Genomic DNA, 10,745 nt, shown 5'->3' with positions numbered 1-10,745 from the left:
CCGATCCAGGCGTTGTAGTCCTTTTGGCCGTAGATGCCGTAGGTGTGCAATTCGTGGGCGAAGTTGGTGTCCGGATCCCGGTCATAGGCCGGATCCGCCCGCGCGTGCGGTGCCAACGCGAGTCCAGTGGCCAGCAGTGCCGCCGCCATCGATCCAGTGGTGCTGCGGTGTTTCATGCTGACCTGCTCTCGTGTCGTAATCGAGCCGCCGTCGGTGACGGTGCTATCACTGCGCTGATGGCGAATTCCTCTGTGTCGGTGCAGAAGTGCCGATCCTGCACCTCTTTTGTTGGCCGTGTTAGCGCAAGCCCCTCGCTCTGACTCGACATCGCGTAGCCGTGGTGTAGAGTCCTGCTCGTACTTCTGACGGAACTCAAGTTCCGCCAGTTGGGACATCATAACCGAATGGTCGGTTCCTCGTACAGTGCAGTGCGGGGTAGCCGTCCTGGTCCGAGTGCAGGGGTGCGGTGTGTACGCAGTGCTGAAGCGGTTCTGGGTGCCGCTGCTGCTGGCGGTGGTGGTCGCTCTGGGTGCCTATGCGATAGTGCGGATTCGGGAATCCGGCCAGCATGTGCCGGCCGTCGCTGAGCAATCGGGAGTTACCGCCAACTTCAACCCGAAGCACATCACTTACGACATCACCGGTTCGGGGGGAACGGTGACGGTCAACTATCTCGACGAGAACGGTCAGCCGCATCTGGTCGAAAATGCACCGCTGCCTTGGTCATTCACCATCGTCACGACGCTGCCTTCGATGTCGGCGAACATCATGGCCCAAGGTGATCGCGACGTCAGCGATCTCAAGTGCCGTGTCACCGTGGACGGGAACGTGCGGGATGACCGGACGAGCACCGACACTGTCAAACCGTTCATCTACTGCTTGGTGAAATCCGTATGAGCTCAGCACATTCTGCGCCGCACCGTCCGCGTATCGCACGTCTGATCCGGGTGCTGGCCATTCCGGTCATCCTGTTTTGGATTGCCCTCGCGGTCATCTTGGCTGTCGTGACACCGCCGCTGGACACGATCGCCGATGAGCATGCGGTCTCGCTGAGTCCCAAGGGTTCGGTGGCGTTTCAGTCGATGCTGAATATCGGCAAGAAGTTTCAGCAGTTCGACTCCGACTCGACGGCGATGGTCGTGTTGGAAGGCCAGGACAAGCTGGGGGCCAGCGCCCACGACTATTACAACGAGATCGTCAAGAAACTCAACGCCGATCATGAGCACGTCCAGAATGTGCAGGATTACTGGAGTGATCCGCTGACCGCGGCGGGTTCACAAAGCGTGGACGGCAAAGCTGCCTACGTTCAGATTTTCCTCAGCGGTGCCCAGGGCACGACGCCGAGTCACGAGTCGGTGGCCGCGGTGCGCGACATCGTCAACTCGGTCCCCGCCCCGCCAGGCGTGAAGGCCTACGTGACGGGCAACACCGTCCTGGTCACCGACACTTCGGTTGCCGGGCACAAGAGCATGGCGGTGATGGCCCTGCTCTCGATCGTGGTGATCATCGTGATGCTGCTCATCATCTACCGCTCGATTGTGACCATGCTGCTGTCGTTGGTGATCATCGGTATCGAACTGTTCGCCGCGCAAGGCGTCGTCGCAACCGCGGGCAACCTCAACATCATCGGTCTGACCCCGTACGCGGTCAGCATGGTGGTGATGCTGACGATTGCGGCAGGCACGGACTATGTCATCTTCCTGCTGGGCCGCTACCACGAAGCCAGATCGAACGGACTGGACCGCGAAGACGCCTTTTACTGGGCCTACCATGGTGTTTCGCACGTCATCATCGGCTCGGGCCTGACCATCGTCGGTGCGACGATGTGCCTGTCGTTCACCACGCTGCCGTACTTCAACACCATGGGTCTGCCGTGCGCCATCGCCATCCTGACCGTCATCGCCGCCGCGCTGACTCTGGCTCCGGCGGTCCTTGCCGTTTCGTCGCGCTTTGGACTGCTCGACCCCAAACGCCCCATAGACGCCCGCGGCTGGCGCAAAATCGGCACCGCGGTGGTCCGCTGGCCGATTCCGATCGTGGTGGTCACCACCGCCATCGCGATCATCGGCTTCCTGAGCCTGATGACCTATGTGCCCCAGTACAACGACGAGAAGTTCACTCCGGCTGATATGCCGTCCAATCAGGCCATGGCCATCGCCGAAAAACACTTCTCCAAAGCGCGGATGAACCCAGAATTGCTCATGCTGGAGGCCGACCACGATCTGCGCAACCCGGCCGATATGTTGGTGATCGATCGGGTCGCCAAGGCTGTCGTGCACATGCGGGGGATCGATCGAGTGCAGACCATCACCCGCCCGTTGGGCTCTCCCATCGAGCACAGTTCCTTGCCGTACCTGATGGGTTCCCAGAATGCCGGGACGCTGCAGGCTGCGCAGTTCAACAACGACAACTCGGCCCAGATGCTGGAGCAGGCCGACGAGATGAGCAAGACCGTCGCCAGCATGCAACGCATGTTGACCATCACCACGGAACTGGTCGACACGACGCACAAGATGGTCGGAGACACCCACGATCTGGTGGCCACGACGGAGGAGTTGCGGGACCACATCGCCGATTTCGATGATTTCTTCCGACCGCTGCGCAACTATTTCTATTGGGAACCGCACTGCTTCGATATCCCGATGTGTCATTCGTTGCGGTCCATCTTCGATGCCCTCGACGGGATCGACGCACTGTCGGACAAGTTCGGCAATATGGCCGCGGACCTGGACAAGATGGACCAGTTGCTGCCGCAGATGGTGCCGGTGCTGCAGTCGACCATCGACTCGATGACCAGGATGCGTGACTTCATGATCGCCACGCACAGTGTGATGGCCGGAACCCAGGCCCAGCAGCAGGAGCTGGCCAAGGGGGAAACCGAGATGGGTCTGTACTTCGACCAAGCCAAGAACGACGACTTCTTTTATCTTCCGCCCGACGTCTTCCAAAACCCCGACTTCCAGCGCGGTTTGAAGATGTTCCTCTCACCAGACGGCACCGCGGTGCGCTTCATCATCACCCATCAGGGGGATCCGGCCTCAGTGCAGGGAATTGACCACGTCCGCGATATGCGCGACGTCGTCGCCGACGCCATCAAGGGCACACCGCTGTCGACTGCCAAGGTGTCCCTGGCCGGTACCGCCTCGCTCTACAACGATATGCAGAACGGGGTGACCATCGACCTGGCAATCGCCGTCATCGCGGCGATGATCCTGATTTTCGCGATTATGTTGCTCATCACCCGCAGTGTCGTGGCAGCGCTGGTCATCGTCGGCACTGTCGCCGCCTCCCTGGGGACCGCGTGCGGGCTTTCGGTGCTGCTGTGGCAGGACATCCTCGGCTTGGGCGTGCAATGGATCGTCATCCCGTTGTCCATGGTGATCCTGCTGGCGGTCGGCTCGGACTACAACCTGCTGGTCGTCTCGCGACTGAAAGAGGAGATCCACGCCGGCCTCAACACCGGCATCATCCGCGGCATGGGCGCCACCGGACGCGTCGTCACCGCCGCCGGTCTGGTGTTCGCGTTCACCATGATGTCCATGATCGTCTCCGAGTTGCGTGTGGTGGGCCAGCTGGGCATGACGATCGGGATCGGGCTGATCGTCGACACGCTCATCGTGCGCTCGTTCATGACCCCGTCCATCGCCGCCGCGCTCGGGCGGTGGTTCTGGTGGCCGTTGAACACCATCAAAATCACCCACCCCACACCACCTCCGGCTGGGACGGAACCAGACGAACCCCACACCGCGCCCATCCCCACAGCCACCGCACCATGACATCGGTCGCCCCTCTCGATCCGGCCGATGTGGCTGACGCTCTGCTGCGTGTTCTCACCAAGCTCTACGTCACCTCACGGCATATCGACATGGGCAGACGGACATCAGGGCAGCTGACGAGCGCACAGTATGCAGTCATTGAGCTCCTGGTCGAGCGGGGCCCGGCCCGGGTCTCCGAACTCGCACTAGCCACAGGGGTGAGCCTGCCGACGATGTCGGTGGCCGTCAGTCGATTGACACGACGCGGCCTGATCCGCCGTAGCTCACCGACCGCTCCTAGGCGCAATTCATGTGTTGAACTGACCGCCGATGGTGCCGAGGCCGTCGAGGACTTCCTGGCGGCTCGCCGCCGCGTCATCGAGAGCAGATTGCAGCGCCTCAGCGGCGATGACCGAGAGTGCCTGTGCGCAGCCGTCCCCGTACTCACCCGATTGGGCCAGCGAGCCCGGCGACCGAGCGGCACGGATCACGCTGACTCGGTCTGAGATGCTGTAGGGACACGCGCAAGGTAAGAGGATGAGACACGTGACTGAGCCGGAGTCGAAGCTCCGTCAACGCACCGACGGGCGGCTGGATCGCACACGCGACCCGGCGATCCTCGACGCAGCGCTGGCGGAACTGACCGAACACGGTTACGCCAAGACCAACATGAACGACATTGCCGCGCGCGCTGGTGTCGGGAAAGCAGCGATCTATCGTCGATGGTCGTCCAAAGCGGCACTGATGACCGACGTGCTGGTGCATTGGCGACCCGAACTCTTGGATGACGACGTACCCGATACGGGCAGCCTGGAAGGCGATTTCGGCGAGATCGTTGATCGCACCGCACTCAAAGAAGACAACCTTGTCTCCAACGACCTGGTGCTGCGCGTTGCGCTGGAAGCGTCCCGTGACCCCGAGCTTGCCTCCGCGATGGATAAACTGTTGCTGTTCAAAGGACGCCGAACGGTCACGGTGATCGTCGAGCAAGCGGTGCGCCGTGGCGAGGTCCCCGAACGGGACTGGTCGGTGGTCGCCGACGCACTCGTGGCCATGGGCCTGATGCGGGTGATCAGCGGGCTCACGGTCGATGCCAATTTCCTGCGCGAAGTGATCGATACGCTGATCCTTCCGGCCATCTACGCAGCCGGTGATGCCGCCAATAATCGGCGGCGCTGACGTCAGCCGCTACCGGTGCGGGTTTCCGAATTGGCCGGCGGCCGTGGCTTCGCCTACCGTCGCGTCTATGCCTGCTGATGTTCCGACGATCCTGGCGACCAGTGGTGGGATCGGCGCCGGCCGGCGTACGCGGTTCGAGTTCACCGCGCTGACTGATTTCGCGGTCGAGCTTTCCGGGGTCAGCGGCCGGGCCCCGCGGATCTGTCTGCTGGCGACCGCGATGGGCGACGACAAGGCGGTTCTGCACCACCTGACCGAGGCGGCCCAGGTTCGTGGTTTCGTGGCGTCGCACGTGGCCCTGTTCCCGATGCCTACGGTCGAGGACATCACCGCTCATCTGCTGGAGCAGGACGTGGTGTGGGTGTTCGGCGGCAGCGTGGCGGGATTGCTGGCAATGTGGCGGTTGCACGGAATGGACGAAGCGTTGCGGGTGGCGTGGCATGCGGGTGTGGTGTTAACCGGGGTGTCGGCCGGATCGATTTGCTGGCATGCGGGCGGCACCACCGATTCGTTCGGTCCGCAGTTGCGACCCGTCACCAACGGCCTTGGGTTTCTGCCTTACGCCAATGGGGTGCACTACGACACCGAAGACCAGCGTCGGCCACTGCTACATGAGTTGGTTGGTGCGGGCGTGTTGCCATCGGCTTATGCCACGGACGACGGCGCCGGTTTGCTCTATCGAGGTACTGATCTTGCTGAAGCTGTAGCCGAGAATGACAGCGCCGGTGCGTATTTCGCCGAGCGAATCGATAATGGGGCGGTGGAGACCAGGCTCGATGTTCGCAGATTGCCGCGGTGACACCTAGCTCTGGTCTCGCTGGCGCGCAAGCGATTCGAATGCGTTGGCAGTCGCGCGATCGGCAGGAAAAAGCAGTTCGATGGCCAACTCCGACACCGTGACCTCGAATGGCATATCCAGTGTGCCGAACATGCCGAAGAACGACCACTCCCCGCCATCGGGGGCTCGCAGTCGCACCGGGCCGAGATTGTGGTCGAAGTCCGACCCCGTTGTCGCATCGTCCTCTTCGGATGGCAGATACCTGCCAAACTCGGCCAGCAGCTGGGCGAGCTGCTCGTCGGCGGTGGCGGCGAGCTGGCGCTGAATGCGATCGCGAAAGTAGCCCATGACGTCGCGGGCGTTGGTGATCCACGGGATCAACTCGAAGGCGATGCGAAGGACGTTGACGGGCGGACTGAGCAGGGCAGGGTCGATGGTCGCGATGAGCGGCTCGATGGCGGTGTTTGCGGCGACCAGATTCCAATGCCGGTCGAAGACGACGGCCGGATACGGCTCATGACTTTTCAGAATCCGCTCCAGCGCCTCCCGGACCGGAGCGAGTTCGGCAGCCCCGAACGAGTGCTCGGGAAAGGCCGGGGCGTGCCCGGCAGCAAGCAGTAATCGGTTGCGTTCGCGGAACGGTATATCGAGCCGCTCTCCAAGGCGCAGCAGCATGTCTCGTCCTGGCTTGGAGCGACCCGTCTCGACGAAACTCAGGTGTCGCGCCGATACCCCGGCATCGAGGGCAAGCTCCAGTTGCGTCAGCCGACGCCGTTGCCGCCAGTCGCGCAGCGATTGCCCGACCTGAGCAGCGGAGCTGGTGGTGGTCATTCACACCGACTGTAGCCGGATCAGGGCGGCCGCTCCATTACCTCGACGTAATCGACACGACGACCTCTGAACGCGACGATCACCGGGTAGGACCGTGAGGAGACCGACATGACTGCATTGATTCGACGACTGATCTGTGGCACAGCCGGTGCCTTGCTGGTTGTCGCACTACTCCTGCCGTGGAACGACATTCAGGACGTCGACCGCGCGGCGTGGGGATTGTGGAAGCTCACCTTCCCCCTCTGCGTAGCCTTGGCGGCCTGCGCATTGACCACCGCGATCACCGGCGGGCGGATCGGCCTGAACAGGCCCGACGTGTCGATCATCGGCGCCACCGACGGTCTTGGAGTCATCACCACCGTGACACTGGTGTGGCTGCTGTTCTACAGCCTGCCCGCTCACGCCATGCATCAGCCGGCTCTCGTTCTGGCCTTGATAGCCGCCGCCGCAGCAGCTTTCGGTGCCGCCGACTACCGCCCGTTGCGGGGTGCGCCGTGGTTCCCGAAAATGGTCGACCACAGCGGTGGGAATCTGACTCCCCGGCGTCTCTCCGAGTCGCGTTGAAAGCATGCGACGCAATTCCGGATCACTCAAGTAGCTTGGGCCCCTCAGTAGATGGGACTCAGGCCGACTCCCTGGACCCGGCCACCAAGGGGTCGAGGATATACAGTCCCGCGACCGTCTGATCGTCGCGGAAGGTGATGCGAGCGACGAATTCGCCGGCTTCGAAACTTAACGGCGTGTTCGTGGTGGTGAAATCACCGGCGCGCACGACATCAGTGGCGCCGTGGCTCTCGAAGGCTCCGGCCAAGCCCGCAATGTAAGCCCACGCCTCGGCAAGGCCCTCGTCGGTGAGTCGGTCGCGCATCGTGTCGTCGAATCGCGCGCTGACCGCAGACCACCGTCCGTGTGTCAGGTCGTCGATGACCGCTCCGGCCAACCCATCGGCCCCTGCCAGCGGATGGGTATTCATCGCTTCGCCGGTTCTGGGGTCAATTGGCTTACCGTAGCGCTGGAAAGCGGCCTGCCGCGATACGCCGAGGACATCGCCAATCTCCTGCCACGTTCGGCCGTCGTCGCGTGCTTGCGCTACCGCTGCGGCCATCAAGGCATCAGCCCCATGCTGGACGTTGCGAGCCACGCGCACCGAGTCGAGTGGATCGCTTTCGCTGCGGAGAACCGGAGCGGCGAGGATCTGGCCGAGTTCGCGGTGGAGTTGCTTGCCCAGGGTCGTAAACGAATCCGCCACGTGTCAATGATCGATTTACACCCGGCAAATGTCATAGATGATTGACGTCATTCTGCCGTGTGACGCGCGGAAGGTGGTTGGACCCGGGCTCCACTTGAGTGCCGCCACCCACGTGCGGATGACGCCAATACCGTTGCGGCAGAATCTATCTGACAGGGGGGGCCAATGGGGGATCATCGTGGCAGTAAATGGACGGGCTCGGCGAATCACGGCTTGCTCAGTGCGTCCGTAATACCCGTCCAGGCGGGCTTGCGGATGTAATCGGTGCTGGTCGGGGTGGCTGCGCCGTAGCCGGAGAAGGTGTCGGGATAGTCGGTGATCCACGAGTGTTTATCCGTGAATCCCCAAAAGGTGATGCCCGAGCATTGTGGTTGGTGCAAGCACAGTTCGGTCATAGTCTCGTAGACCTGTCGCTGGCGGACAAGGTCATCAGGGTTGGCGACGCCGTTGACGACAGGGATGCGTACATCGAGTTCGGTGAACCGGATGGACAGCCCTAGGTCGGCGAAGCGTTGCAGGTTGCTGGCCATGTCCGTGGTGGAGGGTTGTTGGCCTTCGCCGCCAAGCATGTGGGCTTGGAAGCCGATCCCGTCAACGAGCGGTTTCCTGGTTGGCTTGCCGTCGATGGCGACTTCAATTGTGGTGTCGTGTAGGCGTTTGACCAGATCGTAAATGGCGTTCGATTTGTCGCTATGCGTTTCGGCGCTGTGGTCGTTGTAGAGCAGCTGCGCGGTCGGATCGGCGAGACGGGCGGCGCGGAAGGCATCGAAGATGTACTGATCGCTGCGCGTGGTTTCCCACCAGGTGGTGGGTTGCAGGTGACCCATCTGATCGAATGCCTCGTTGACGACGGTGACTGTGCTCGCCCTTCCGGCGTAGTGCTTCATGATCGTGGTGATGGAGTCGATCATCAGTTGATGACGTTGCCCGGGAGGTAACGCTTTGATGGGTGCCGGAACGATCTGCCATTGGGATTGATCCAACGGGTCCCAGATCAGTGAGTGGATCTGGAACTCGCGATGGTTCTGTGCGGCCAGCTGCGCGACAGCGTCGGCCTCGCGGAAGTCGAACATGCCGGGTGAGGGTTGGACGGTGTTGGTCATCGTGCCGATTTCGGTGGTGAGTGAGCCGAATTCGGTGATAGCAACGTGCCGATAGCAGTCGTCGCTCGCGGCGTAGGAGCTGCGGTAGGCGGTACCAAATGTCTTGCCTCGAGCTGTCGCCAGGTCGGCTAAGGAACTGCCCTCCATGCCGCAGTCAGCATCGCGGCGATGTTTCGTCGGTGTGCCAAGCGTTGAGCAACTTGAGATCAAGACGCAGCCTGCGATGGCAACGGCCGCGACTTGTACGTGCGTTCTGGTGCCCATGCTGACCGTCGCTCCCTAACGTGATGCAGTGGAGCGGTTTCGGTCCCGGCTGGAGTCCGCGCCATTCTGCGCGTCGAGGTCGATCGGCAGTCGACCGAACGGTGTCGTGTTGGCACCTGTCCAGCGTTCACTGGCAGCCACCGTTCGAACGTCCAGTTCATCGATTGGGTGGCGCGCCGTCACCGCGACAGCCTGTAGCGCAACATATTTCTACCCCCGTACACCTGCACGACTTGAGCGACAGCCGCGATTCCCCTATCGCAGATAGTGCCGCATCCGAACTGATCTCACAACATCTTTTGCTCGATGGCGTGGTGAATGGTGCGTACGTTTGGCCGGAAGCCAAGCCGGCGCGCGAGGCCACCGTCCATGTGTAGACGCCACGGATGCGCCAATGCCTGCGACGACGGGGCCATGGTGCCGCCACCGATCGCGACGAGTTCGTAGAGAGTCGTCGGTGCTTCGTCGGTGATGTTGACGATGCGGCCATCCCACGCTCCGGTGAGTGCGATGCGGGTCGCGCTCGCGATGTCGCGGTGGTGGACGAGGCTCATCCGCTGTGCCGGGTGCATTCCACCGTTCGCGGCGTGGGCGGGCAGCGACTCCAGGTGGCCGTCACCGTCGCCGTAGACGAATCCGTAACGCTGGATCGACCACGTCAGACCACTTGTGCGCAAGGCATTCTCGGCGGCCAGCTTACTCGCCGGGTAGGCCTGCGTGGGGTCTGCCGGGTCGTCCTCGCGCCCTGGGCGCGCGCTGTCGGCGTCGTAGATATGGGCGGTACTCGCCATGATGAGGCGTGCCGTGGGTGCGTGCTGCTGGACCGCCGCGATGAGGTTGATCGTTCCCTCGTGGTTGGTCTTCCAGATCAGATCGGTGTCAGTGGTGCGGAATGCGGCGGCCAGATGGACGATTGCCTGGATGTCGCTGACTGCTGCCATGAGTGACGCGGTATCGGAGAGGTCGGCGACCATCTCGGTGACGTCCGGTGACGCCGACCCGGGCCGGCGTACCAGCGCTCGGCACTCGTGACCGTCTTCGACCAGGCGCGGCAGCAGTCGGGCGCCGACCAAACCGGTGGCACCGGTTACCAAGATCTTCATGATTCGTCCTTCTGTGTGAATTTTTCGAGTCGCTCGGTGGCGGCCCGCAGAACCCGGATCGCGGTGTCGATGTCGGCGGCGTCGACCCCGTCGAAGGCCACGGCGTGGATTCGGGTCAGGTCGGGCAGTTCTCGCCACAACGCGTCGCCAATTACAGTGAGGCGCAGCAGCTTTTGTCGTTGATCCGTGCTGTCGGGGACCTGCTCGACGAGCTGTTTGCGCACCAGGGTGACAACTACGGCGCTCAGGGTTGCGCGTTCGACCTGCAGAATGCGTTGCAGTTCCCGTTGCCGGGTGGGGCCGGCGTGCACGAGCTGGTACAGCACATACCACTGGGTTGCACCGAGGTCGTAGGGCCGCAGTGAGTGCTCCATGGCTGCCCGTGCGGCGAGATAACAGCGCTTGGTCCACGCGCCGACAGTGTCGTGCTGAGGAGCCGCCGTTTTGTCTGCCACCAGACAATAATGTCTGCTAGCAGACAAA

Annotated in this window: 11 protein-coding genes and 2 pseudogenes; 6 read left to right on the top strand and 7 right to left on the bottom strand. The window is 62.5% G+C overall.

Translation table 11 applies throughout. The features are described 5' to 3' along the window. Nucleotides 1–149: pseudogene (locus SBI67_RS28460) on the bottom strand (DUF732 domain-containing protein); the annotation flags it as partial. A gap of 328 nt (nucleotides 150–477) precedes the next feature. On the opposite strand from SBI67_RS28460, the gene SBI67_RS28455 reads away from it, so the two are divergent. The 3 genes and pseudogenes from SBI67_RS28455 to SBI67_RS29175 form a co-directional block, all read left to right on the top strand. Then, complete coding sequence (locus SBI67_RS28455; protein WP_413232587.1) at nucleotides 478–897, top strand: MmpS family transport accessory protein; 420 nt, start codon at nucleotides 478–480, stop codon at nucleotides 895–897. Next, on the top strand, nucleotides 894–3,776 hold the full coding sequence (locus SBI67_RS28450) for an MMPL/RND family transporter (protein ID WP_318983790.1): 2,883 nt from the start codon (nucleotides 894–896) through the stop codon (nucleotides 3,774–3,776). The genes SBI67_RS28455 and SBI67_RS28450 overlap by 4 nt, the downstream gene beginning before the upstream one ends. Beyond that, nucleotides 3,773–4,048, top strand: a pseudogene (locus SBI67_RS29175) (MarR family winged helix-turn-helix transcriptional regulator); the annotation flags it as partial. The gene SBI67_RS28450 and the pseudogene SBI67_RS29175, both read left to right, overlap by 4 nt. A gap of 15 nt (nucleotides 4,049–4,063) precedes the next feature. Here SBI67_RS29175 and SBI67_RS28445 read toward each other — a convergent pair. Beyond that, nucleotides 4,064–4,246 (bottom strand): hypothetical protein, encoded by a 183-nt coding sequence (locus SBI67_RS28445; protein ID WP_318983789.1) that lies wholly within the window; start codon nucleotides 4,244–4,246, stop codon nucleotides 4,064–4,066. Nucleotides 4,247–4,301: 55 nt separating this feature from the next. Here SBI67_RS28445 and SBI67_RS28440 point away from each other — a divergent pair, with 55 nt between their 5' ends. Beyond that, nucleotides 4,302–4,934 carry a TetR/AcrR family transcriptional regulator gene (locus SBI67_RS28440; protein ID WP_318983788.1) on the top strand — a complete coding sequence of 211 codons (633 nt, stop codon included), beginning with the start codon at nucleotides 4,302–4,304 and terminating at the stop codon, nucleotides 4,932–4,934. A gap of 43 nt (nucleotides 4,935–4,977) precedes the next feature. Further along, the gene (locus tag SBI67_RS28435) at nucleotides 4,978–5,733 is read left to right on the top strand and encodes a Type 1 glutamine amidotransferase-like domain-containing protein (RefSeq protein ID WP_318983787.1); all 756 of its coding nucleotides are present in this window, start codon (nucleotides 4,978–4,980) and stop codon (nucleotides 5,731–5,733) included. A 3-nt stretch (nucleotides 5,734–5,736) separates the two neighbouring features. Here SBI67_RS28435 and SBI67_RS28430 read toward each other — a convergent pair whose 3' ends face one another. Beyond that, nucleotides 5,737–6,543, bottom strand: a complete 807-nt coding sequence (locus SBI67_RS28430; protein WP_318983786.1) for a helix-turn-helix domain-containing protein — start codon at nucleotides 6,541–6,543, stop codon at nucleotides 5,737–5,739. 108 nt (nucleotides 6,544–6,651) lie between these two features. On the opposite strand from SBI67_RS28430, the gene SBI67_RS28425 reads away from it, so the two are divergent. Then, entirely contained in the window at nucleotides 6,652–7,107 is a 456-nt protein-coding gene (locus SBI67_RS28425) for a hypothetical protein (protein WP_318983785.1), read from the top strand. Between the two features lie 58 nt (nucleotides 7,108–7,165). Here SBI67_RS28425 and SBI67_RS28420 read toward each other — a convergent pair whose 3' ends face one another. The 4 genes from SBI67_RS28420 to SBI67_RS28405 all read right to left on the bottom strand — a co-directional run bounded on the left by SBI67_RS28420 (nucleotide 7,166) and on the right by SBI67_RS28405 (nucleotide 10,717). Beyond that, a complete protein-coding gene (locus SBI67_RS28420; protein WP_318983784.1) occupies nucleotides 7,166–7,792 on the bottom strand; it encodes a DUF3887 domain-containing protein in 627 nt (208 codons plus the stop codon). 206 nt (nucleotides 7,793–7,998) lie between these two features. Then, entirely contained in the window at nucleotides 7,999–9,159 is a 1,161-nt protein-coding gene (locus SBI67_RS28415; protein WP_318983783.1) for an endo-1,4-beta-xylanase, read from the bottom strand. Nucleotides 9,160–9,446: 287 nt separating this feature from the next. Continuing rightward, nucleotides 9,447–10,262, bottom strand: coding sequence for an NAD-dependent epimerase/dehydratase family protein (locus SBI67_RS28410; RefSeq protein ID WP_318983782.1), 816 nt, complete (start codon nucleotides 10,260–10,262; stop codon nucleotides 9,447–9,449). Beyond that, nucleotides 10,259–10,717, bottom strand: coding sequence for a MarR family winged helix-turn-helix transcriptional regulator (locus SBI67_RS28405; RefSeq protein ID WP_318983781.1), 459 nt, complete (start codon nucleotides 10,715–10,717; stop codon nucleotides 10,259–10,261). The genes SBI67_RS28410 and SBI67_RS28405 overlap by 4 nt, the downstream gene beginning before the upstream one ends. Nucleotides 10,718–10,745 lie beyond the last annotated feature (28 nt).

The organism is Mycolicibacterium chengduense, from assembly GCF_033741155.1.
Taxonomy (GTDB): Bacteria; Actinomycetota; Actinomycetes; order Mycobacteriales; family Mycobacteriaceae; genus Mycobacterium.
This window is presented reverse-complemented; position numbering and strand designations above follow the sequence as displayed.

Coding starts and splice junctions, on each gene's coding strand:
- SBI67_RS28410 (WP_318983782.1), bottom strand. CDS start 10,262: ATGAAGATCTTGGTAACCGGTGCCACCGGTTTGGTCGGCGCCCGACTG.
- SBI67_RS28430 (WP_318983786.1), bottom strand. CDS start 6,543: ATGACCACCACCAGCTCCGCTGCTCAGGTCGGGCAATCGCTGCGCGAC.
- SBI67_RS28450 (WP_318983790.1), top strand. CDS start 894: ATGAGCTCAGCACATTCTGCGCCGCACCGTCCGCGTATCGCACGTCTG.
- SBI67_RS28415 (WP_318983783.1), bottom strand. CDS start 9,159: ATGGGCACCAGAACGCACGTACAAGTCGCGGCCGTTGCCATCGCAGGC.
- SBI67_RS28425 (WP_318983785.1), top strand. CDS start 6,652: ATGACTGCATTGATTCGACGACTGATCTGTGGCACAGCCGGTGCCTTG.